Here is a 21,620-nt window from a genome sequence, read left to right as displayed (position 1 = left end):
GATGAGGCGTGAAAGCAAAGCGCGGTCGGCGGATTTATTGCACGATTGCGCCGATCTCCTCCATCTCGCGCCAGACCGGGTCGCGCGCTAAGGCGAGTTCTGCTCAATCATTCGACTATAAGGCCGGCAAAATGATTGAGCGCTTGATCTCTGGCGCACACGATCTTATTCGTCGAATTAATTGAAATCGGAACCCGGCGCGAAGCCGTGCGACGAAGGCAGGACCATCCATGCTCGAAACCGTCTTGGCCGGAATGCGGGTGATCGACCTGACCCAGAACGTGGCCGGCCCGTTCTGCACGCAGGTGCTGGGCGATTTCGGCGCCGAGGTCATCAAGGTGGAGCGTCCCGGCCGCGGCGATGACACGCGCGACTGGCGCCCACCGGAGGTCGGCGGGCAATCCTCGACTTTCGTGGCGCTGAACCGCAACAAGCGCAGCGTCTGCATCGACCTCGACAAGCCCGAGGGCGTCGCGGTGCTCAAGGAACTCGTGACCGGCGCGGACATCTTCATCCATTCGATGAAGCCGGGCAGTGCCGAGGCGCGCGGCTTTGGCCCCGAGGACCTGAAGGCGGTCAATCCGCGCCTGATCTACTGCGCGATCAGCGCCTTCGGGCAGTCCGGCCCCCTGAAGAATCTGCCGGGCTACGACCCGCTGATGCAGGCCTTCACCGGCGTGATGAGCGTGACCGGCAATGCCGGCGACGATCCCGTCCGCGTCGGCGTCTCGCTGATCGATATCGGCACCGGCATGTGGGCGGCGCTCGGCATTTTTGCCGGCGTGATCCAGCGGGCGCGCACCGGACAGGGGCTCAGCGTCGAGGCAAGCCTGCTCGACACCGGCGTCAACTGGATGACCGTGTTCGTCGCGAGCTATCTCGCTACCGGCAAGCTGCCGCAGAAGATGGGGTCGGCCATGGCGATGACCGCACCCTATGAGCTGTTCCGCTCGGCCGATGGTCAGGTCTTCATCGCGGCAGGCAATGACGGGCTGTTCCGGCGCGTCTGCGAGGGGCTGGGCAATGCCGCGCTCGCCGATGATGAGCGCTTTCGGACAAATCCCCTACGCGTTAGCAATCGCGAGGCCCTTAAGGCCGCGATCAACGGCCTGACGAGTGCGCTGCCGACGACCGAGATCGTCGACCGTTTGCGCCGGGCCGGCGCGCCCTGCAGCGAGATGCAGGACGTTTCGCAGATGCTCGGCCACGAGCAGGTCGCAGCCTCGGGCATGATCGCGGAGATCGAACTCGAACACGCGCCCGGCCACAAGGTCGTGACGCTGCCGCTGAAGCTCGAGGGCAAGCGCGGCGCATTGCTCGCAACCCCGCCGGGCCTCGGGGCCGACACCACCGATGTGCTGGAGACGGTCGGGCTCGAAGCCGCCCGCATCGCCAGCCTGCGCGCTGCAGGGATCGTCGCCTAAGCCACCGCTGGAACGCCGCCCGGGCAACACAGGTCAGGACAGGTCATGAATTTCGACTACACCGATACGCAGCAGGAAATCCGCGAGGCCGTGCGCAAGCAATGCGCCGAGTTCGGCCCGACCTACTGGCTCGCCTGCGATGAGAAGGGCGAATATCCGGAAGCCTTCGTGCAGGCGATGACCGATGCCGGCTGGCTCGCCGCGCTGATCCCCGAGAGCTATGGCGGCTCGGGACTGGGCGTCATGGAAGGCTGCATCATCCTCGAGGAGATCAACCGCTCCGGCGGCAATGGCGCCGCCTGCCATGCGCAGATGTACACGATGGGCTCGCTGCTCGCCCATGGCAGCGACGCGCAGAAGCAAAAATACCTGCCGCGTATCGCCGATGGCAGCCTGCGCCTCCAGGCTTTCGGCGTCACCGAGCCCGATGCCGGTTCCAACACGCTGAAGATCAAGACCTTCGCGAAAAAGGTACCCGGCGGATACGTCATCAACGGCCAGAAGATCTGGACCTCGCGCTATTTCCAGTCGCACATGTACCTGCTGATCGCGCGCACCACGCCAATCGAGGAGGTCAAGAAGAAGACGGATGGCTTGAGCCTCTTCCTCGTCGATATCGCCAAGGCCGGCGCCTCGCTCAAGGGCAAGCCGATCCGCACGATGATGAACCACCACACAAACGAGGTATTCATCGACAATCTCGAGGTCAGCGACGAGGACCGCATCGGCGAGGAGGGCAAGGGGTTCCACTACCTGCTCGATTCCCTCAATTCCGAGCGCCTGCTGGTCTGCAGCGAGGCGCTGGGCGACGGGAAGTGGTTCGTCGACCAGGCCTCGCGCTATGCCACGGAACGCCGTGTCTTCGACCGGCCGATCGGCCAGAACCAGGGCATCCAGTTCCCCATCGCCAAGGCGCATATGAACCTCGAGGCGGCCGAACTGATGCGCAACCGGGCGGCTGCGCTGTTCGATCAGGGCAAGCCCTGCGGCACCGAGACGAGCATGGCAAAATACCTCGCGACCGAAGCAAGCTGGGAAGCGGGCGAAGCCTGCATGACCACCTTCGGCGGCTATGGCGTGGCCAGCGAGTATCATGTCGAGCGCAAGTGGAAGGAGGCCCGGCTGTTCCGCACCGCGCCGATCTCCAACAACCTGATCCTGGCGCAGGTTGCCCAGCACGCGCTCGGAATGCCCCGTTCCTACTGACGACAGCCCCTGACCGCCTGGAGGATTGCGATGCCCACCTCACTCAGCAAGCAGGCCGAAGCCAGTGCGTCCGCCTCGGCGATGCCAGAGATCCTGCGCTTCGTCATGGAGGCGCGGGCCGACCAGGCGGTTCTTGCCGAGGCCAACCGCGCCGTGCTCGATACGCTGGCCGTCACCCTTGCAGGGGGCGTCGAGCCCGGTGTCCGGGCGCTGAAGCGGTCGCTGGAGCCGGATTCCGGGCCCAACGCCGTGCCGTCCTTCTGGAGCAACTCGGCCTATTGCCGCGACGATGCAGCGATGCTGTTCGGCATGGCGAGCCATATGCTCGACTATGACGACGTCAGCATGCTGACCGTCTGCCACCCCAGCGCGCCGGTGCTCTCGGCCCTGCTGGCGGCAGCGCCGCGCGAGGGTGTCTCGGGCAAGGCCCTGCTGGAGGCCTTCGCCATCGGCACCGAAGTGCTGATCAGGCTCGGCCAGGCTATGGGTTTCCGGCACTACGCGCTCGGCTTCCATGCCACTGCGACGCTCGGGGCCGTCGGCGCAGCCGCCGCCTGCGCCCGCCTGATGGGGCTCGACGTGACCCGCACCGGCCACGCGCTTGCCATCGCGACAAGTATGTCCTCGGGCCTGCGCAAGAATTTTGGTTCGATGGTGAAGTCGCTGCATGTCGGCATTGCCGCTGCCAACGGTCTGAAGGCGGCGCGGCTCGCTGCAGCCGGTATCGAGGGCGCTTCCGAGCCCTTCGAGGGCGAGGGCTTCCTGCATGCCTTTTCGGGTGGCGAGACCGATCGCTGGCCGGAGCGGTTGAGCCTCGGCGAACCCTTTGCCATCGTCGAGCCCGGCTTCGAGCAGAAGCGCTATCCCTGCTGCTACATGCTGCACAAGATGATCGAGGCCAGCCTCCAGCTGCGTCGCGACACCGGCCTCGGCCTCGGCAACGTAAAGAGCATGCGCGTCGACATGCCCGCAGGCGGCACCAAGCCGCTGATCCATCCCTTCCCGAAGAGCGGGCTCAACGCGCTCTTCAGCGCGCCCTATGCAGTGGCCGCAAGCCTCGCCGACGGTCGCATCGACCTGAAGAGCTTTGCAGATGCCGCGGTCCTGCGGCTGGACATCCAGTCTCGGCTTGCCGATGTCGCGGTGGTCGAGGCCTCCGGCGAGGCGCAGACCGGCAGCGATCTCGGCAGCGCGCCGGTCACGGTCACGCTCGTCCCGCATCAGGGCGCCGAGGTCTCGCGCACGATCACCGCGTCGCCAGGCTCGCTGCAGGATCCCCTGACGCCGCCCCAGCTCAAGGCGAAATGGGTCGATTGCCTCCAGAAGGCGCGGCCGTCTCTCCCCGCAGACGCAGCCGGAGCGCTGTTCGACCAGGGAGCTTCGCTGGTGACGGAAGACAACGCCCGCGACTGGCTGCTGCGCCTGCGCGACGGCATCGCGCAAGCTTGAACCGAGGACATCAGCGCATGGGCGACGAGACCATCCAGTCCCAGGACTTCGAAACGCTGCGCCTGTCGCGCACCGTGCCGCATCTGCTCGAGGTGACGCTGGCGCGGCCCGCCGCAATGAACGCGCTGAACACCCAGATGGGGCGCGATCTCGTCGCCCTGTTCGAGGCGATCGCCCTCGACCCCGAGGATCTGCGCTGCATCATCCTCACTGGCGAGGGCGAAAAGGCCTTCTGCGCCGGCGGCGACCTCAAGGAACGCCGCGGCATGACCGACGAGCAATGGCAGCGCCAGCATGTCATCTTCGAGCGCATGGTGCGAGCCATCCTCGACTGCCCGGTCCCGGTCATCGGTGCGGTCAATGGCGCGGCCTATGGCGGCGGCTGCGAGATCGCCGCCTGCTGCGACTTCCTCTATGCCGCCGACCACGCCCGCTTCGCGCTGACCGAGGTGACGCTCGGCATCATGCCGGGCGGCGGCGGTACCCAGACCCTGCCGCGCGCCATGGGCGAGCGTCGTGCCAAGGAACTGATCTTGACCGGCCGGCCCTTCAGCGCGACGCAGGGCGAGGAATGGGGCCTGGTCAACCGCGTGCTGCCGCTCGCCGAGCTCATGCCGGAGGCACGCGCGACCGCCGCCACGATCGCGCGCAACGCGCCGATCTCGACGCGGCAGGCCAAGCTATCGATCCATCGCGGTTTGCAGATGTCGCTGCGCGATGGGCTGGCCTTCGAGATCGAGGCCTATGCCCGCATGGTACCCACCCAGGACCGCCATGAGGGCGTCCTGGCCTTCAACGAGAAGCGCCCACCGCGCTTCCAGGGCAAGTGAAGCGATGACCGAAACCGTGATTTTGCGCGAGGTCGGCCTGCGGGACGGCATCCAGATGGTCAAGACGATGCTCTCGACCGCTCACAAGCTCGATTTTGCCCGCAGCGCGTCCGCTGCCGGCATCCGCGAGCTCGAGGCGACCTCCTTCGTTCCGCCCCACATCCTCCCGCAATTCGCCGACGCAGCCGATGTTGCCGCCGGCCTGCGGGACCTGCCGGGTGCCACCGTCTCGGCCCTCGTCGTCAATCTGAAAGGCGCGGTCCGTGCCTTCGAGACCGGACTGCGCAAGGTGAACTATGTCGTCTCCGCGAGCGAAGCGCACAGCCTCGCCAATGCGCGCCGTTCGACCGACGCGGCGCTGGAGGAATTCCGCCTGATCGTGGCGGAGCGCAAGGCGCGCGGCCTCGATGGGCCGGTCATGCTCGGCGTCGGCATCGCAACCGCCTTCGGCTGCACCCTGCAGGGCGAGGTGCCCGAGCGGCGCGTTGTCGAGATCGCGGAAGCCCTCGCGGCTGCTGGAGCCGACGAGATCATGGCGGCCGATACGGTCGGCTATGCGAACCCCGTTCAGGTCAGGCGGGTCTTCGACCAGCTTGCCGCCGCGGTCGGCAGGTTGCCGCTCGCTGCGCATTTCCACGATACCCGCGGTCTCGGCCTCGCCAATGTCACCGCGGCGCTGGAGGCTGGCGTTCGCCGCTTCGATTCCTCGCTGGGCGGGCTCGGGGGCTGCCCCTTCGCGCCCGGCGCGACCGGCAACATCAACACCGAGGACACCGCCTTCATGCTCGAGGCGATGGGCTTCGATACCGGCGTCGACATCGAGGCGCTGGTCGCGCTGCGTCGAAGGCTCGAGGAGTGGCTGCCGGGCGAGCGGTTCTCCGGTGGCGTGAGCCGGGCCGGGCTGCCCAGGACGTTCCGGGGCAGCGCGAGCCTGACCGCATGAGTTTTTCTTCGATGGAATGGCGATGGGCATGAACTCTGGCGACAACAGGTGCATGGCCAGCCGGAGCAATGCAGCGCGAGGGCCTCGCGCGGGTTGACGCGAGGCAGTCGCCGTATATCATTCGAATTTATAAAATGAGGTTGGCGAATGGCCGACCCTTTCCCCGGGAGGGACATCATGGATCGCCGCCAGTACATGCTCGGAATGAGTGCCCTCGCCTTGTCGGCCGGCGGCGCACACGCGCAAGGCTACCCGACCCGCTCGCCCATCATGTCGAACGGATATCCGCCCGGCGGTTCGACCGATGTCGCGGCGCGGCTGATGGTCGAGGGCATGGCTCCCGACCTCGGCGGCCAGCGTATCGTCGTGGAGAACCGCCCGGGCGCGAGCGGCACCGTTGCTGCGGCCTGGCTGACACGCCAGCCGGCCGATGGCTACAGCATGCTGCTGTCTGAATCCTCGTCCTTCGCGATCTGGCCGGCTATGCATGAGACCGGCATCAAATATGATCCTCTCAAGGACTTCGATTGGGTGGCGACAGTCTGCACGGCGCCCATGGTCTTCATTGTCAGTCCGAATTTCCCGGCCAAGACGGCCGCCGAGGCCATCGAGGTCCTGCGTTCGGAAAAATCGGTCGATCTGAACTATTCCAGCTCCGGCGCCGGCTCGATCCCGCATATCGGCTGCGAACTGCTGCGAAACATTGCCGGGCCGACGAACCAGTCGCGCCACGTGCCGTATCGCGGCGGCGCACCGGCGGTCCTCAGCGTCTCCACCGGCGAGACCGCTTGGGGCGTCGCCTCCCTCGGGTCGGCAACCGGTCTTCTTGAGGGCGGAGCATTGCGGGCGCTCGCCGTGACGAGCCCAAAGCGCTTTCCGCAGTTCCCGGACATCCCGACCTTCAACGAACTCGGCCTGAGCGAGATGGAACTCAACATCTACTATCTCGTCCATGCGCCGGTCGGGCTGCCGCCCGATGTGCTGGCCAAGCTGAACAAGGCCAGCGCCGCATCCCTGACCCAGAAGGTCACGCGCGAGCGTTTCCTCAAGGCGGGCATGGAGCCGTGGGACGGGGTCAACACACCGGCGAGCACCCGCGAGATCGTCGCTGCTGAATATGCAAGGTTCCGGGAGATCTCCAGGCGCACCGGCATGAAGATCACCGGCTGAGCGCACGGGCCAGCCCTAAACCGGCCGGTCCGACATCCGATCCCCAGGCTTCAACAGGCAGGCGACGACCCATGGCCCAGGCGATCATGTTGCGCGAATTCGGCGCTCCGGAGCGTCTCCAATGCGAGGAGATCGCATTGGACGATCCGGGCCCCGGCGAATTGCGCATTCGCCACACGGCGGTCGGTGTCAATTTTCACGACATCTATGTCCGCACGGGGCTCTATCGCACCTTGCCGCTGCCCGGCATTCCGGGGATCGAGGCAAGCGGCATCGTCGAAGCGATTGGGCCCGGCGTCACCGGTTTCGTGGCCGGCGACCGGATCTGCTACGTCACCGGGACGTATGGCGCCTATGCGTCGGCGCGCAACCTACCCGCCTCGCTGGCGCTCAAGCTGCCTGTCGGGATCGCCGAGGAGGTCGCCGCTGCGGCGATCCTGAAGGGCCTCACGGCCTGCATGCTGCTGCGCTACGAGTATCCGGTCGCGGCGGGCGATTTCGTTCTGGTCCACGCTGCCGCCGGCGGCGTCGGACAGTTGCTTTGCCGCTGGGCCTCCCATCTCGGGGCCACCGTGATCGCCACCGTCGGTGATCCCCGCAAGGAGGCAACCGCCAGGGCTTGCGGCGCTCACCATGTCCTGTCGAGCCGTGATGAGAGGCTGGTCGAGCAGATCCGGGAGATCACAGGCGGCCGCGGCGTGTCTGTCGCCTATGATTCCGTTGGCCGCGACAGCTTCCAGCAGTCGCTCGCCTCACTGGCTTTTTTCGGAAAGCTCGTGAATTTTGGTCAGGCGTCGGGGCCTGTGGCGCCTTTCGAGGTCTCCCAGCTTGCGGCCCGCTCGAACGCGCTGTCGCGACCCATCATCTTTCACTATCTGCGCGACGCCGCGATGCAGCAGAAGCTCGCCTCCGAGACGCTCGCGGCGTTGTCGAATGGCGTTCTGGCAGTCGAGATCGGACTGCGCCTGCCCTTGGCCGATGCCGCCGCAGCGCACAGGGCGATAGAGGCGCGCGAAACCACCGGCTCGACGATCCTGATCCCGTGAAGGGACGCCGCCGTCGCTGGCGGTGCGGCCGAACCGGCTGACTGATCGGACCTGGCCGCCTATCTCCGCGCGATCGTGTGAGCGCCGCCTCCCGGGGCAGCGGTGTCGATCTTGACCACGACAGACATGCCTGGCGCCAGGTCTGCGGCGAGAGGCTGGTCTTGCTCGATCGCGATCCGCACCGGCAACCGCTGGGCGATCTTGGTAAAGTTGCCCGTCGCGTTGTCCGCCTTCAGCACGCTGAACTCGGAGCCGGTTGCCGGCGAGAACTCCTGGACATGCCCGGCCAGCGCGGCGTGGCGCAGGGCATCGACCGTGAAGGTGACCGGCTGCCCTATTTTCATCCCGGAGAGCTGGTCCTCCTTGAAGTTCGCGATAACCCATTTCTTGGCCGGAACCAGTGACGCCAGTTGAGTCCCGGCGGCGACATATTGCCCGAGGCGCACGCCGATCTCGCCCATCTTGCCGTCCTGTGGCGCCAGGATGCGGGTGTTCTGCAGGTCGATGGTCGCCAGCTGGACGGCCGCCTCGGCATTGCGCACGGCAGCCTCCAGCCCCGCGCGCCCAACCACGATGGCCTGGCGGTCCTGCTTGACGACGTCCAGTGCAGCTTCCGCCTGGCGCAGGCCGGCCCGCGCCTGATCGAGCGCCAAATTGGCCTGGTCGGCGGCCGTCTGGGTGGAGATGGCCTTCTCGCGCAAAGCGAGGATGCGATCGGCATTGGACTGTGCCGTCTCCAGCGCAGCCTGCGCGCCGGCAATCTGGGCCTCGCCGGAGCGGATGCGCGCTTCGGCGGCCCGGTCAGACTGATCGACATTGGCGAGGTTCGAGCGCTGCCCGGCGAGCGTCGCCTGCGCCTGCTGAAGCCGCTTCTGGTAGATCCGCTCGTCGATCTGGACCAGCAGATCGCCAGCCTTCACCGTCTGGAAGTCCTGGACGGCGACCTCTTTCACATAGCCTGCCAGTTGCGGGCTGATGATCGTGATCTGGCCTTTGACATAGGCGTTTTCGGTGCTTTCCACGGCGCTGCCAAAGGGCGGCAGCCGCCAGGCGTACAGCACGAGCAATGCGCCCGCCGCGGCGACAAGCAGCGCGATCAGGGATCCGGGCGAGCGAAGGGCTTTGGAGATCATGGCTGGTTTCGTTTTCAGATTGTTGCGGCAGGGCTCGGGATCAGCCTGGCGCTCCGTAGTCGGGTGTGGAGGCTGTGCAGGATCAGCCCGACAAATGCGGCACCGGCGATGATCGCGATGACGAGAAAGGTGTCGTTATAGGCAAGGATCGTCGCTTCCCGCGTCGCTTCCTGACCGAGCAGGGCGATGGCTTTCGCGTTCAGCAACTGCGTATCGGGCAGGACGCCGCCAAATGCCCCCGACAACTGGCGCATCCGTTCGACGACGACCGGGTCCGACAAGGTGAGATGCTCGACCAGGATGCTGGAATGGAACTTCTCGCGCAGCGTGACGAAGCTTCCCAGGACGGCCGATCCCATGAGCCCGCCGACGCTCTGGGTGAACATGAAGACGACCAGGAAGCTCGTCACATAGGCCGGGCCCTGCCGCAGCGCGGACCTGAATATCGTCAGCATGGCCGGAGGCAGGAACAATGCACCCCCGAAGGCGATCAGCGCCTGGCTCAGATACATGCTGCTCGGCCGCGTCAGGTTTGTCGCCTGGCTGTCCATATAGGCGCCAGTGCACAGGCACAGCAGGGCGATGCCGTGCAGCAGCGGCACGCGCTCCGGTGTGACGGTGGCGCCGCAGAGAAGCGCGCCGCCCAGCGATGCCAGGATGATGACGATGTAGAGCCCGCGGCTCTGCTCGTTGAACAGGCCGAGGCTCTGGAACATCGCCACCGATCCCGAGACCTGCTCCGACAGCACGATGCGGAAGATCAGCATCACCGCGGCGATGTGGAGGATTTCCCGGCTCATCACCCAGCGCATGTTGAGGAAGGGCGTCGCGCGCCTGGTCTCGATGGCGATCGCAAGACCGAGCGACAGAATGGCCAAAGCCAGGCACCAGCCGATCCAGGGCGCTTCCAGCCACCAGACAAGGCGCCCCATCACAAGGACGACAGCAAACAGGCCGAAGCTCAGTGCGATCAGGGGATAGCTGACGAAATCGACGGGCTCGAGGACTTTTGCATGCGGTGTCGGCGGCAAAGGCATCCGGAAGATCACGGGCAGGCACAGCAACGCGAGCCCGAGCGACATCACGTACAGGCTCTGCACGCCGCCGATGTCGAGCAGGAGCGGAGAGATCAATCTCGCGAGCGTGGGTGTGGCGGCCGAGCAGAAGAGCGCGAGACTGAAGCCCCAATTCAGCTTCTGGGCAGGCGGGAAGGCCTCGACCATATAGAAGAATGCGAGCGTCGAGACCGGCGCGGCGGCAATGCCTGCGAGGAAGCGGACACCAATCGCGGACTGCAGATTTGGCGCCAGCAGATGCAGGAGAGAGGCCGCAACGAAGATGCAGATGCTCAGTTCGGAAAAGCGGCGCAGGCCGAAATGCGTCCGGATCTTCACGAGAAACGCGGTCAGGCTGACATTGGGCGCCATATAGGCAGCGATCAGCCAATTGACCTCGATCTGCGTGGCGCCATACGCGCCCTGGAGCTGGCTGGTATTGGCGACGACGAAGTTCATTCCCAGCCCATGCGTGCTCCAAAGCAGGAGCGAGGCCGCGATGAAGGCCACTGAGATCGACTGGCCCGCAACGGCCGGGGGAGCAGCAGCGGGGGCTGGAGGAAGAGCCGGGCTCCCCGCAGCCGGCGCATCAACGGCGGCCGCGGATGTGCGATCGGCCGGGCCCTGATCCGCGGCGTCGGTGGATTTGAGGGGGGTCATCGCGATAGCCCTTACGAGGCGGGCTCCATGTTGCGGATCATCTGGCGCAGGACGCGGATCGCGACATCGACATCGGCGGCGTCGACGCCGCGCAACACGTTCTGCTCGATCTGGGTTGCGATCTCCTCGATGTCGTCGACCTGGTGCCGCGCGGTTGGCGGGACCGTGATCTGCTTCACGCGCCTGTCCCCGTCGGTGACGCTGCGGGCGATCAGGCCGTTCTTCTCCATGCCGTCGAGAAGCCGCACGATCGTCGGGCCCTCGACCTCCATCAGGGAGGCAAGTTCGGTCTGGCTCATGCCCGTCGAGCGCGAGAGGTGCAGCAGAGCCCGGGCGCGCGACAAGGTCAGCCCGCGCTGGCGCACGAGGCCGTCGAACAGGGTCCGCAATTTGCGGCCGGCGGTCGACAGCTCGGTTAGGAAGCTGCGCTGGGAGGCAGGCTCTATGAAATTCATAGAGCACATATATGTAGCATGCTATCTATTAGTCAAGCATGGATCCCAGTGGTGGCCTCTCATGCCGAACCTGTGACCCAGCCCCGCCTCCGAAGGCAACTCACATCACGTCGGCACCCCGCGAGGCGCCGACGAGCGGCATGGGACGCAAAGCTCGATGGAGTTCCGTAAAAGTCTCGCCACCCCCCGCCGACGTGCAGGGTTTGCGAGCGCCTACATCATCTCGGGACGGCGAATGGCTGAACCGTCGCTGAACCGGCTCAGCCTGTACGGCGCGGGGTCGACGACCGGAGTGGTATCGAGGGCAAGCTGGCTGGCCAGCAGTCCCGCCCCTGGCCCGATTCCGAAGCCATGTCCGCTGAAGCCGGACGCGATCACGAGCCCGGCAATCTGGTCCACCTTCGAAATCACCGGAATCAGGTCCGGCGAGGTATCGATCATCGCTCCCCACGACGCCGCGACCGTGATGCCCTGCAGCGCCGGAAACTCGCGCACCAGGCTCTCGATCGCCCGCCCGACGAGCTCCGAGTCGGGAGCCGGGTCGAGCGTCCTGATCCGCTCGAATGGCGAGACCTGATCGTTGGTCCAGCTTCCGAAGGCCTCCGGACCATTCCAGCAGTAGCTATTGAGCCGGTACTTCAGCTTCTTGGCCAGCTTTGCCCGGTACATCTGGTAGAACTTGCTGGCGTGCATCATGCCCTGCGGCGCAACATTCACCGTGCCATGCCCGGGAACAGCAAGGGTATAGCCGCCATCGACGCGACGCCGCAGCGCGAACTCCGGGGTGTAGAAATTCCCGCAGCTGAGAACGTCAGGCGCCGGCGCCGTGCGCAGCGCAGTGCCGCCGATATTGGCGATCGGCAGGCTGATGCCGTGATGGCGGCAAAAGCGGGACGTCCAGGCGCCGCCAGCGGCCACGACCGCCTTCGCCCGAATGAGCCCGCGCTCCGTCCAGACGCCTGAGACACGGCCATTGCTGATCTCCAATCCGCGCGCGGCGCAGTTCTGATGGAGATGCACGCCCAGCGCCTTCGCGCCTTCGGCGATCGCCGGCACCGCCATACTCGGCTCCGCCCGGCCATCCGTCGGCGACCAGACGCCTCCGGTCCAGCCGGACACCGAGCCGGCCGAACGGGCCTTGACCGCAGCGGCGGAGAGGATCTCGCTGTGAAAGCCGAGTTCGCGCGCGGATTGTCCCCAGCTCTCCCACTGCGCAATCGACGCCTGCTCGCGCGCGCAGAAAAGAATGCCGGTGCGACGGAAGCCGAGATCGCGGCCGATTTCCTGGCCAAGCTCGTCCCAGCGCCTGAGACTGAGCATCGCCAGCGGCAGCTCGAACAGGTCTCGGTTCTGTTGCCGCACCCAACCCCAGTTGCGGCTCGATTGCTCGCCGGCGACCATGCCCTTCTCGATCAAAGCCACCGAGACGCCCTTGCGTGCAAGCTCATAGGCAGTCGACGTGCCGATGACCCCGGCACCGATGACGACGACGTCGACCTCGCGAGGGAAGTCAGCACTGTTTTGAACGGCATCGACCTGGATTGGCATGATAAGGACGTCCCCTGGGGCCTTCGATTGCGTTTGAACCGTCGAGATGTCGTGCTGATCGATGACCGTGCGCTGTGGCGAACCGGCGGATCCCGCACTGAAACGGCGCCCGACCCAGGGCCGCGCGCCGTTGGTCGAGATCGTGGATCAGTCGACGAGGAGGTAGATTTTCCGCACCGTCTCGATCGTCGTCCAGGTTCCGACGAAGCCGGGCTTCAGCATGAAGCTGTCGCCGGCCCGGTAGGTCACCGTGGCGCCGCCGGTCTCGGTGAGTTCGGCAACGCCTTCGAGGATGTGGCAGAACTCGAAGCGTTCGCCCTTGACCGACTTCATCGAACCCGGCGTCGCCTGCCAGACGCCGGCCATCACCTTGCCGTTCTCGCTTTCGTACTGGTTCCAGCTGGTGAAGGTGGGGTCCCCTGCGAGCAGCTTCTCGGGTGCTGCCTTCGAGATCTCGCCCTCACCGAGATCGGTCGTCTTCAAAGTCTCAAGTCGCGACATGTCCGTCCTTCAATCAAGCTCGTGCATTCGGGGATTCACGCGCGCCGCGACGCTGTTGGCGGCGCAGCAGCGCGTCAGGTCTGAACAGGGGCACCCTTGTGCAGGGTGGTCACCCAGATCGCGCGCGCGACCTCCTGTTCGGGGTTGTCGAACATATGCGGCACGGTACTCGGGAAGCAGACGCTATCCCCCTCGCTCAGCATATGCGGCTCGTTGTCGAGCCAGATCCGCACGCGGCCCGACAGAACGACGACGGCCTTCTCACCGATATGCCTGACGAAGTCGGGGCCGGACGACGCGCCGGGATTGAGCGTCAATTCATAGATCTCGAGCGCGCCGCTCTGCGTCGGTGTCAGCGATTCCTTCAGGACGCCGCTCGACGTCAGCCGCAGCAGGCGCCGGCTGTTCTTGCGCACGATGTATTGGGACGAGGCATCGTCCGCATGCGGTTCGAAAAAATACGAGATCGGCACGGAGAGCGCGATGCTCAGCAGGCGTAGCGTCCGGATGGAGGGCGTCGCCAGCGCACGTTCGAGCTGGCTGATCATGCCGTTGGACAGCCCCGTTCGCTGGGCTACCTCCTGGATCGACAGGCCCGCGCGCTGGCGCAGCAGGCGCACCGTCTCGCCGAGACGATGCTCGCCGTCGTCCTTGACGCCCGCCTCATTGCCGGTCGCGTCGATCGGATCATCTCCTGTACGGCTCGTCATGCAGGTCTCAACACGCGCGTTCTCGCCCTCTTTGCTCGATCCTGAGCCGGATACACAGGGTGCCACATCCAGACACAGTCCGGGACGTTGACTTAGATATTTAGCTATGTTGAATTCAATCCCAGAAAAGTCAAAGCCACTAAATAAATGAGACTTCAACCAAGGCAGTGGCTGGCGACGGGCTTTAACGGCACGCCGCCATAGCGCGGGGACCAACGATCATGGCAGACGAGATTTTCAACGCTGGCGCGCCCACACGACGCGGCGCCCTCGCACTTGGAGCGGGACTGGCCGCCGGCCTCAGCCTGCCATCCGCGCTGCGGGCGCAGCAGCGCCCGACAACGCCGCCCCCCGCGCAGCCGCGCGGCCAGGTCGTTGCAGCGTTTTCGCAGGAACCGACCGTCTTTCATCCGCTCATGCCCGGCATCGAGGTCGATCAGGGCGTGTGGTGGAACGTCTTCAGCACGCTTTGGCAGATCGACCCCGCCGGCAAGCTCATTCCCGATCTCGCAAGCGAGATCCCGAGCGCCGAGAATGGCGGCCTGTCGGCCGACGGCCTGACCTGGAAGATCAAGCTTCGCAAGAACGCCAAATGGCATGACGGCACGCCTTTCACCGCCGAAGACGTCAAGTTCAGCATCGACCTGATCAACAACCCGGATTTCCGGGCGCGCAATCGCGTCGGTCACAGCCTGGTCAAGGACATCAAGGTCGTTGCGGCCGATGAGATCCATTGGCGCATGGAGAGCGCCTACTCGCCCTATATCTCGATCCTGTCGCTGTTCTTCATCGTGCCCAAGCACGTGCTGGAGAAGGCCACGGACCCCAATGCCTCGCCGTTCAACAATGCGCCGGTCGGCACCGGGCCGTTCCGCTGGGGCGAGCGCGTTCCTGGCGACCACATCGTGCTCCATGCCCACAAGGACTACCACGGCACGGGTCCCTATCTCGAGCGCGTGATCTTCAAGTACATCCCCGACCTGACGGTGCTCTACACGCAGTTCCGCACGGGGCAGGTCGACTATACCGGCCTGCAGGGCATCCTGCCGAACTTCGTCAAGGAAGCGCGCACGCTTCCGGGCCGGACGGTCACGGTCTCGCCGACGGCGTCGGTGGAACACATCGCTCCCAATCTGGGCTACGGGCCGCTTTCGGAACGCGAGGTCCGCGAGGCCCTTTATCTAGGCGTGAACAAGAAGGCCCTGATCGACGTCCTGAACTACGGCCTGCCGACCCCGACGGAATCCTTCGTTCCCCGGCAGGGCTGGGCGTTCGAGGCCGCGCTGCCCGAGCATGTCAACGATCCCGCCAAGGCCAATGCCATCCTGGACGCAGCCGGCTGGGCCCGCGGCTCCGACGGCATCCGCGTCAAGAACGGCACCAAGCTCGAGCTGACCAACTCGACCACGACCGGCAACGCCGTGCGTGAACAGACGCAGCAGCTGCTGATGCAGGACTGGCGCAAGATCGGCGTCGGCCTGAAGATCAGCAACATGCCGCCCGCCGTGATGTGGGGCGAGTTCTGGCAGCAGTCGAAGTTCCAGTCGGTCGTGGTCGGCGTCAACTTCATGCTCGGCAGCGACCCCGATGTGACGCCGCGGTTTGGCTCCACCGCCACCCCGGCAAAGGGTGGCCGCGGATTCAACACCTATCAGTACGCCAACAAGGAAGCCGACCGGCTGCTCGCGCTGGGCGCATCGCAGTTCGACTTCGCGACCCGCAAGGCCACCTATGGCGAGTTGCAGAAGCTGATCCGCAACGACCTGGCGATCCTGCCCCTGTTCCAGTCGGCTCTTGCCGAGGGCATCAAGACCGGCCTCCAGGGCTTCGCGCCCAACATCAACACCTCGTCGAACTGCTGGAACATGCGCGAGTGGTACTGGGCCTGACGGCTGAGCTTTAGGACCTGAACGATGGCACCATTCCTCCTTCGACGGCTGGCGCAGGCTCTCCTGCTCCTGTTCCTGGTCTCGATGATCGGCTTTGCGATCCTGCATCTCGCTCCCGGCGGGCCGCTGTCGCAATTCGCCCTCTCGTCGCAGATGTCGCAGGAGGATCTCGACCGCATCGCCACCCAGTTGGGACTGAACCGGCCCTTGCCGGTTCAGTACGTCGACTGGCTGTGGCGCATGCTGCAGGGCGACTGGGGCATGTCCTATCGTGACGGCGCCCCGGTCCTCTCGGTCATCGGCTCTCATCTGGGCGCCACGCTCGAACTGATGGCCGCCTCGATGCTGATCGCCTGCGTCGTGGGCTGCTGGATCGGCGTGCTCGGCGCCATCAAGCGCTATTCGCTGTTCGACACGCTGGCGACGGTCGGCGCCATGGTCGCGCTGTCGATCCCGACCTTCTGGTTCGGCCTGGTCGCGATCTATGTGTTCTCGGTCGAGCTGGGCTGGTTGCCCGCCGGCAATCGCCACACCGTGGGCGATGCGTCGCTGCTCGATCTTCTCCACCACCTGATCGCACCGGTGCTGGTGCTGGCTCTCGTCGAGATGGCGATCTGGGCGCGCTTCATGCGCTCGTCCATGCTTGATGTGATCAGCCAGGACTACGTCCGCACCGCCCGCGCCAAGGGCCTGCCGGAATGGCAGGTGCTTTCACGTCACGCTTTCCGCAATGCGCTGCTGCCGATGATCACCGTCGCAGGTCTGCAGTTCCCGACCCTGCTCGGCGGCGCTCTGGTGGCGGAAACCGTGTTCACCTGGCCCGGAATGGGCCGGCTGTTCCTCGATTCCATCGGTTATCGCGACTATCCCGTGGTGATGGGCATCCTGATGTTCTCGGCCGTGATGGTCCTGATCGGGTCGCTTCTGGCGGACCTGCTCTACGCCGCCGCCGACCCACGCATTCGAGTGAGCTGAGACACGGCATGAGCGGACTCGCAAACCCGACGGACGGCGCCCCAACCCTTGTGCCGCCCCGCTCCACGAACACGCCCTGGCGGCGGTTCCGTCGCCATCGCCTGGCGATGGCTGGCACGTTCACGATCCTCATACTGGCGCTGGGCTCCTTCGTCGGACCGTATCTGCTGCCCTTCGACGATACCTATATCGACATCATGCAGCGCTTTGCGCCGCCGCTGTCGGGTATCCATGTTCTCGGAACCGACGAACTCGGGCGCGATGTCCTGGCGCGGCTGATGATGGGCGGCCGGATCTCGCTGGCCATCGGCTTTGTCGCGATGGCTGTCGCGATGGTGGTCGGCATCATGGTCGGTACCATCGCCGGCTTCTACCAGGGCTGGATCGGCACGGCGTTGATGCGCTTCGTCGATGCGGTGCTGTGCTTCCCTGCGATCTTCCTGCTGCTGGCGCTCGCGGCGCTGACGGAACCCGGCATCCTGTCCACCACGCTGCTCATCGCTGCGACCTCCTGGATGAATGTGGCGCGCATCGTGGAGGCCCAGATTCGCTCCCTGCGCGAGCGCGACTTCGCCGAGGCCGCCCGGGCGATGGGCGCGAGCGACCTGCGCATCATGTTCCGCGGCCTGCTGCCGAACGCGATGGCGCCGATCGTCGTTGCCGCCACCCTGAACGTCGCCAAGGCGATCCTGCTCGAATCCTATGTCAGCTATCTCGGCTACGGCATCCAGGCTCCGGTTTCGAGCTGGGGCAACATGCTCAACAACGCCCAGATCTACCTGACCAGCGCGCCCTGGCTCGCCATCCTGCCGGGCCTGGCGATTACGCTCGCCGTGACGAGCTTCAACTTCATCGGCGACGGTCTTCGCGACGCGCTCGATCCGCGTATGGACATCAACTGACCGTGCGCGCCTGACGGAGGCCGCAGCAGCCTCCGCAAGCTTCATTCCCGCGCCATCATTCCCGCCAAGTCCGGAGCCTACCGATGTCACCGCCCGTCAATCGCATTCCAAGCGACGAGCGCCTCCCCGAGGCTGTCGATGTCGTCGTGATCGGCGGCGGGGTGATCGGAATTTCCGCAGCCTATCACCTGGCTCGCAAGGGCCAGTCGGTCGCGGTTGTCGAGAAAGGCCATGTCGGCGGCGAGCAATCGAGCCGCAACTGGGGATGGTGCCGGCAGCAGGGGCGGGTCCAGGCGGAGATTCCGCTCGCGCGCGAAGCCCTGCGGCTATGGGAGCAGATGCAGGATGATGCCGGCGTCGATACCGGCTTCCGGCGCACGGGCGTCCTGTTCCTGACCAAGGATGCCAAGGAAGCTGCCGATTGGGAGCGCTGGGCCGCGATTGCGCGCGACGAGCAGGTTCATTCCACCGTGCTTTCGCCGGCCGAGATCCGCGACAAGCTGCCGGGCAACGCCGAGCCCTGGGTCGCGGGCCTGCATACGCCGAGCGACGGGCGGGCGGAGCCTTCGATGGCGGTACCGGCACTCGCACTTGCTGCGCGCAAGCACGGCGTGACCATCCATCAAGGCTGCGCCGCGCGCGGGCTCGAGACCACAGCCGGTGCCGTCAGCGCCGTCGTCACCGAAAAGGGCACCATCCGCACGCAGGCCGTCCTGCTGGCCGGCGGGGCCTGGTCGTCGCTGTTCTGTCGGCGCCACGGCATCGCCTTGCCCATCGGCCTGGTCGACGCCACCGCCTGCCGCACCACCCCCGCCCCCGAGATCACGTCCGGCGCCCTTGGCACGACCGAGTACTGCATCCGCCGCAGGCTAGACGGCGGCTTCACGCTGGCGCTGCGCGGCCGTGGCACGGTGAACCTCACGCCCGACATCATCCGCAACGCCCGGACTTTCTGGCCCACCTATCTGAACCGCCGCAAAGGGCTGAAGCTGCGCATCGGCACGGAGTTCTTCAAGCAGTTGCTGGGCGGCGCCAACTGGAGTTTCGATGGCCCCTCCCCGTTCGAGGCGGAGCGCGTTCTGGATCCCGCTCCCGACATGTCATTGGTGAACGAAGCGCTCGACTCGCTGATCGCCAGCAACCCCGCCTTAGCGGGCATCAAGATTGCCGAAGCCTGGGGTGGCACGATCGATTCCACGCCCGACACCGTGCCCGTGATATCGCGCGTCGAGCAGATGTCAGGGCTGATCCTGGCGACGGGCTTCTCGGGCCACGGCTTCGGCATCGGGCCGGCTGCGGGCCGGCTGGCCGCCGATATCCTGCGTGGCGACACGCCCCTGGTCGACCCGGCCGCCTACAGCTACGCACGGCTGGTCGACGGCCGCCACCTCGCCCCCGCAGGGCTCTTCTGAGACCGTCCCATGGCCATTGTCTACAAATCCAGTCCCGACCGCGCCCAGCAATGGGCAGCCGCTTTTGCCGAGCAGGCGCCCCATATCCCCTTCCGGATCTGGCCCGACATCGGCGACCCCCGCGAGGTCGAGTACCTGCTCGCCTGGCAGCCGCCGGCGCAGATCGTCGAGACCTTTCCCAATCTCAAATTGCTGTTCTCGGCCGGAGCCGGCGTGGACCAGTTCGATCTCTCGACCATCCCCGAAACGCTTCCCGTTATCAGGATGCTGGACCCCGGGATCGCGGAAAGCATGGCCGAGTTCGTCACGCTCGCGGTGCTGACACTGCACCGCGACATGGTGACCTATGTCGGACAGCAGAAGGATCGGGTCTGGCGGGAGTACCAGGTGAGACCGCCGGCCGACCGGCGCGTCGGCATCCTTGGGCTGGGCCAGCTCGGCCAGGCGAGCCTGGAGCGGCTGAAGGGCTTTGGCTTTCCCCTGTCCGGCTGGAACCGGTCTCCGCGCGACATCGAGGGCGTGACCTGCTTCCACGGCGATGCGGGTCTCCCGGCCTTCCTTGCGCAGACCGACATTCTCGTCTGCCTGCTGCCCCTGACCGATTCGACACGCGGCATTCTTGACGCCGGACTTTTTGCGATGCTTCCGCGCGGCGCGTCGCTGGTCAACGTCGGACGCGGCGCCCATCTTGTCGAGGCCGCCCTGCTCGAGGCTCTCGAGACCGGGCAGATATCGGCAGCCATGATCGATGTCCTGCAAAGCGAGCCGCCAGCACCCGATCACCCGTTCTGGCATCACCCGCGCATCCTGATGACGCCTCATATCGCCAGCATGACGCGGCCAAGATCCGCGACAACTTTCGTGCTCCAAACGATAGAAGCGCACAGCAAGGGCAAGCCCCTGGAAGGGCAGATCCTCCGCGAGCGCGGATACTGAGCCGACTAGAAATCCTTAGGCGCGGCCTCTTGTTGACCTGGACCGGCTCGACGGAGCCAACTCTGCGGCTCAGTCCAGGAGGGCGACGGGCCTTCCGCTGTAGATGAGGTGCCGGCGCATCCTCACGCGCCGGCACCTTCATATCTCGCGCAGGTCAGGTGTCGGACCTCGCCACCTCGCCCGCTTTCATGACGAACCGGAGACGCGTTTCGAGGTCGGAAAGGACCTCCCGCTCCAGCGGATTGCCGGCCAGCGCGATGAGATCGGCACGATAGCCCGGCGCAATGCGTCCGATTTCATGGTCGAGGCGCAGGAGTTCCGCGCCGACGATGGTCGCCGAACGGATCAGCTCGTCGGGCGGCACGACGTCGGCGCGCAGGCGGAACTCCATCAGCTGATGGCGCTGTAGCGGGCCGACGAGGTCGGTGCCATAGGCCATCGGCACGCCCGCCCGGCGCGCCATCTCGACCGCACGGATGCCACCATCCAGCACCGACGCGATCTTCGCCGTCCGTCCGGCAGGATAACCCGCGGCGGCGCCCTCATCCGCCAGCGCGCGGAAGACAGAGAGCGTCGGCACGAGATAGGCGCCGTGCTGCTTCATCAGCGCGACCGTCGGCTCGTCGAGCAGGTTGCCGTGCTCGATCGAGCGCACGCCGTTGCGCACCGCCCGCGCCACGGAGCGCGCCGTGTAAGTGTGCGCAACGACGTAGAGATCGGCCATCTCGGCCTCGTCGACGATCGCGGCAATCTCGGCCTCGGAGAACTGGTCGGAGGTGATCCGGTCGGTCGGCGAGGAGATGCCGCCATTGGCCATGATCTTGACGTGGTGGGCGCCGCGGCGAATTTCGTCGCGGGCGGCGGCGCGAACCGCGTCGAGCCCGTCGCAGCGACGGCCGAGGCTGACATAAGGGTAGGCCTCGTCCTCGCGGTCGAGACCCGCGGGCCGCAGATCGCCATGCCCGCCGCTCGGCGACAACGCCTTGCCGCCATAGAGCAGGCGCGGCCCACGGATCCGGCCCTCCTCGACAGCGCGTGCCAGCCCATAATCAGCGCCCCCGCAGTCGCGCACCGTGGTGAAGCCGCGCTGGAGCATGGCCTCGAGACCCTCCGCAGCCCGGATCGCCACATACATCGGCGACTGCAGCGGCAACTCGGAGAGGTTGGCCGTATAGGCCACAGCATGGACATGGGCATCGATCAGCCCGGGCATGACCGACTTGCCCTTGAGGTCGATGGTCAGATCGGCGGCGATCTGGGAGGCGCCTTCGGTGATCTCCCGGATCACCCCGTCCTCGATGATGATGGTCCGGTCGGCGTCGATAGCCCCGCGGTCGACATCGACCACGTCGGCGTTCAGCAGTTTCGTCAGCATG

At 65.9% G+C, this 21,620-nt stretch carries 19 protein-coding genes; 12 read left to right on the top strand and 7 right to left on the bottom strand.

Annotation, left to right across the window (positions count from 1 at the left end):
* The first annotated feature begins 230 nt into the window (after positions 1-230).
* The 7 genes from AC1D2L_RS14400 to AC1D2L_RS14370 all read left to right on the top strand — a co-directional run bounded on the left by AC1D2L_RS14400 (position 231) and on the right by AC1D2L_RS14370 (position 8,068).
* The gene (locus tag AC1D2L_RS14400) at positions 231-1,424 is read left to right on the top strand and encodes a CaiB/BaiF CoA transferase family protein (protein ID WP_476846549.1); all 1,194 of its coding nucleotides are present in this window, start codon (positions 231-233) and stop codon (positions 1,422-1,424) included.
* 45 nt (positions 1,425-1,469) lie between these two features.
* Positions 1,470-2,630 carry an acyl-CoA dehydrogenase family protein gene (locus AC1D2L_RS14395; RefSeq protein WP_476846548.1) on the top strand — a complete coding sequence of 387 codons (1,161 nt, stop codon included), beginning with the start codon at positions 1,470-1,472 and terminating at the stop codon, positions 2,628-2,630.
* A 30-nt stretch (positions 2,631-2,660) separates the two neighbouring features.
* Positions 2,661-4,079 (top strand): MmgE/PrpD family protein, encoded by a 1,419-nt coding sequence (locus tag AC1D2L_RS14390; RefSeq protein WP_476846547.1) that lies wholly within the window; start codon positions 2,661-2,663, stop codon positions 4,077-4,079.
* 17 nt (positions 4,080-4,096) lie between these two features.
* Positions 4,097-4,909: an enoyl-CoA hydratase/isomerase family protein gene (locus tag AC1D2L_RS14385; protein WP_476846546.1), complete on the top strand. Its 813-nt coding sequence runs from the start codon at positions 4,097-4,099 to the stop codon at positions 4,907-4,909.
* A 4-nt stretch (positions 4,910-4,913) separates the two neighbouring features.
* Entirely contained in the window at positions 4,914-5,852 is a 939-nt protein-coding gene (locus AC1D2L_RS14380; RefSeq protein WP_476846545.1) for a hydroxymethylglutaryl-CoA lyase, read from the top strand.
* A gap of 177 nt (positions 5,853-6,029) precedes the next feature.
* Positions 6,030-7,022, top strand: coding sequence for a Bug family tripartite tricarboxylate transporter substrate binding protein (locus AC1D2L_RS14375; RefSeq protein WP_476846544.1), 993 nt, complete (start codon positions 6,030-6,032; stop codon positions 7,020-7,022).
* Between the two features lie 71 nt (positions 7,023-7,093).
* Entirely contained in the window at positions 7,094-8,068 is a 975-nt protein-coding gene (locus AC1D2L_RS14370) for a quinone oxidoreductase family protein (RefSeq protein ID WP_476846543.1), read from the top strand.
* Between the two features lie 59 nt (positions 8,069-8,127).
* Here AC1D2L_RS14370 and AC1D2L_RS14365 read toward each other — a convergent pair whose 3' ends face one another.
* From AC1D2L_RS14365 to AC1D2L_RS14340, 6 genes are all read right to left on the bottom strand, one after another.
* Positions 8,128-9,201 carry an HlyD family secretion protein gene (locus AC1D2L_RS14365; RefSeq protein WP_476846542.1) on the bottom strand — a complete coding sequence of 358 codons (1,074 nt, stop codon included), beginning with the start codon at positions 9,199-9,201 and terminating at the stop codon, positions 8,128-8,130.
* A gap of 14 nt (positions 9,202-9,215) precedes the next feature.
* Positions 9,216-10,916 (bottom strand): MFS transporter, encoded by a 1,701-nt coding sequence (locus tag AC1D2L_RS14360; protein WP_476846541.1) that lies wholly within the window; start codon positions 10,914-10,916, stop codon positions 9,216-9,218.
* An 11-nt stretch (positions 10,917-10,927) separates the two neighbouring features.
* Positions 10,928-11,371 carry a MarR family winged helix-turn-helix transcriptional regulator gene (locus tag AC1D2L_RS14355; protein WP_476846540.1) on the bottom strand — a complete coding sequence of 148 codons (444 nt, stop codon included), beginning with the start codon at positions 11,369-11,371 and terminating at the stop codon, positions 10,928-10,930.
* A 213-nt stretch (positions 11,372-11,584) separates the two neighbouring features.
* Positions 11,585-12,919, bottom strand: a complete 1,335-nt coding sequence (locus tag AC1D2L_RS14350) for an NAD(P)/FAD-dependent oxidoreductase (protein WP_476846539.1) — start codon at positions 12,917-12,919, stop codon at positions 11,585-11,587.
* Positions 12,920-13,066: 147 nt separating this feature from the next.
* Entirely contained in the window at positions 13,067-13,420 is a 354-nt protein-coding gene (locus AC1D2L_RS14345) for a cupin domain-containing protein (RefSeq protein WP_476846538.1), read from the bottom strand.
* A gap of 74 nt (positions 13,421-13,494) precedes the next feature.
* A complete protein-coding gene (locus tag AC1D2L_RS14340) occupies positions 13,495-14,130 on the bottom strand; it encodes a cupin domain-containing protein (protein ID WP_476846537.1) in 636 nt (211 codons plus the stop codon).
* Between the two features lie 221 nt (positions 14,131-14,351).
* On the opposite strand from AC1D2L_RS14340, the gene AC1D2L_RS14335 reads away from it, so the two are divergent.
* The 5 genes from AC1D2L_RS14335 to AC1D2L_RS14315 all read left to right on the top strand — a co-directional run bounded on the left by AC1D2L_RS14335 (position 14,352) and on the right by AC1D2L_RS14315 (position 20,244).
* Positions 14,352-16,019, top strand: a complete 1,668-nt coding sequence (locus AC1D2L_RS14335; RefSeq protein WP_476846536.1) for a peptide ABC transporter substrate-binding protein — start codon at positions 14,352-14,354, stop codon at positions 16,017-16,019.
* Between the two features lie 24 nt (positions 16,020-16,043).
* Complete coding sequence (locus tag AC1D2L_RS14330) at positions 16,044-16,994, top strand: ABC transporter permease (protein WP_476846535.1); 951 nt, start codon at positions 16,044-16,046, stop codon at positions 16,992-16,994.
* A gap of 8 nt (positions 16,995-17,002) precedes the next feature.
* Positions 17,003-17,896 carry an ABC transporter permease gene (locus AC1D2L_RS14325; protein ID WP_476846534.1) on the top strand — a complete coding sequence of 298 codons (894 nt, stop codon included), beginning with the start codon at positions 17,003-17,005 and terminating at the stop codon, positions 17,894-17,896.
* 83 nt (positions 17,897-17,979) lie between these two features.
* The gene (locus AC1D2L_RS14320; protein WP_476846533.1) at positions 17,980-19,308 is read left to right on the top strand and encodes an NAD(P)/FAD-dependent oxidoreductase; all 1,329 of its coding nucleotides are present in this window, start codon (positions 17,980-17,982) and stop codon (positions 19,306-19,308) included.
* A gap of 9 nt (positions 19,309-19,317) precedes the next feature.
* The gene (locus tag AC1D2L_RS14315; RefSeq protein ID WP_476846532.1) at positions 19,318-20,244 is read left to right on the top strand and encodes a 2-hydroxyacid dehydrogenase; all 927 of its coding nucleotides are present in this window, start codon (positions 19,318-19,320) and stop codon (positions 20,242-20,244) included.
* Between the two features lie 154 nt (positions 20,245-20,398).
* On the opposite strand, the gene AC1D2L_RS14310 is transcribed toward AC1D2L_RS14315, so the two are convergent.
* Positions 20,399-21,619: a metal-dependent hydrolase family protein gene (locus AC1D2L_RS14310; RefSeq protein ID WP_476846531.1), complete on the bottom strand. Its 1,221-nt coding sequence runs from the start codon at positions 21,617-21,619 to the stop codon at positions 20,399-20,401.
* Between the last annotated feature and the right edge of the window lies 1 nt (position 21,620).

This window comes from Allobosea sp. P1_B10 (assembly GCF_056406735.1).
The sequence above is the reverse complement of the archived record's forward strand: the minus strand, read 5'-3'. Positions and strand labels throughout refer to the sequence as shown.

What these genes read in the sequence shown, in the direction of transcription:
- AC1D2L_RS14395 (WP_476846548.1), top strand. Translation starts at nt 1,470, where the DNA reads ATGAATTTCGACTACACCGATACGCAGCAGGAAATCCGCGAGGCCGTG.
- AC1D2L_RS14325 (WP_476846534.1), top strand. Translation starts at nt 17,003, where the DNA reads ATGAGCGGACTCGCAAACCCGACGGACGGCGCCCCAACCCTTGTGCCG.
- AC1D2L_RS14360 (WP_476846541.1), bottom strand. Translation starts at nt 10,916, where the DNA reads ATGACCCCCCTCAAATCCACCGACGCCGCGGATCAGGGCCCGGCCGAT.
- AC1D2L_RS14335 (WP_476846536.1), top strand. Translation starts at nt 14,352, where the DNA reads ATGGCAGACGAGATTTTCAACGCTGGCGCGCCCACACGACGCGGCGCC.
- AC1D2L_RS14310 (WP_476846531.1), bottom strand. Translation starts at nt 21,619, where the DNA reads ATGCTGACGAAACTGCTGAACGCCGACGTGGTCGATGTCGACCGCGGG.
- AC1D2L_RS14340 (WP_476846537.1), bottom strand. Translation starts at nt 14,130, where the DNA reads ATGACGAGCCGTACAGGAGATGATCCGATCGACGCGACCGGCAATGAG.
- AC1D2L_RS14375 (WP_476846544.1), top strand. Translation starts at nt 6,030, where the DNA reads ATGGATCGCCGCCAGTACATGCTCGGAATGAGTGCCCTCGCCTTGTCG.
- AC1D2L_RS14400 (WP_476846549.1), top strand. Translation starts at nt 231, where the DNA reads ATGCTCGAAACCGTCTTGGCCGGAATGCGGGTGATCGACCTGACCCAG.
- AC1D2L_RS14380 (WP_476846545.1), top strand. Translation starts at nt 4,914, where the DNA reads ATGACCGAAACCGTGATTTTGCGCGAGGTCGGCCTGCGGGACGGCATC.
- AC1D2L_RS14350 (WP_476846539.1), bottom strand. Translation starts at nt 12,919, where the DNA reads ATGCCAATCCAGGTCGATGCCGTTCAAAACAGTGCTGACTTCCCTCGC.
- AC1D2L_RS14355 (WP_476846540.1), bottom strand. Translation starts at nt 11,371, where the DNA reads ATGAATTTCATAGAGCCTGCCTCCCAGCGCAGCTTCCTAACCGAGCTG.
- AC1D2L_RS14390 (WP_476846547.1), top strand. Translation starts at nt 2,661, where the DNA reads ATGCCCACCTCACTCAGCAAGCAGGCCGAAGCCAGTGCGTCCGCCTCG.
- AC1D2L_RS14365 (WP_476846542.1), bottom strand. Translation starts at nt 9,201, where the DNA reads ATGATCTCCAAAGCCCTTCGCTCGCCCGGATCCCTGATCGCGCTGCTT.
- AC1D2L_RS14370 (WP_476846543.1), top strand. Translation starts at nt 7,094, where the DNA reads ATGGCCCAGGCGATCATGTTGCGCGAATTCGGCGCTCCGGAGCGTCTC.
- AC1D2L_RS14385 (WP_476846546.1), top strand. Translation starts at nt 4,097, where the DNA reads ATGGGCGACGAGACCATCCAGTCCCAGGACTTCGAAACGCTGCGCCTG.
- AC1D2L_RS14315 (WP_476846532.1), top strand. Translation starts at nt 19,318, where the DNA reads ATGGCCATTGTCTACAAATCCAGTCCCGACCGCGCCCAGCAATGGGCA.
- AC1D2L_RS14330 (WP_476846535.1), top strand. Translation starts at nt 16,044, where the DNA reads ATGGCACCATTCCTCCTTCGACGGCTGGCGCAGGCTCTCCTGCTCCTG.
- AC1D2L_RS14345 (WP_476846538.1), bottom strand. Translation starts at nt 13,420, where the DNA reads ATGTCGCGACTTGAGACTTTGAAGACGACCGATCTCGGTGAGGGCGAG.
- AC1D2L_RS14320 (WP_476846533.1), top strand. Translation starts at nt 17,980, where the DNA reads ATGTCACCGCCCGTCAATCGCATTCCAAGCGACGAGCGCCTCCCCGAG.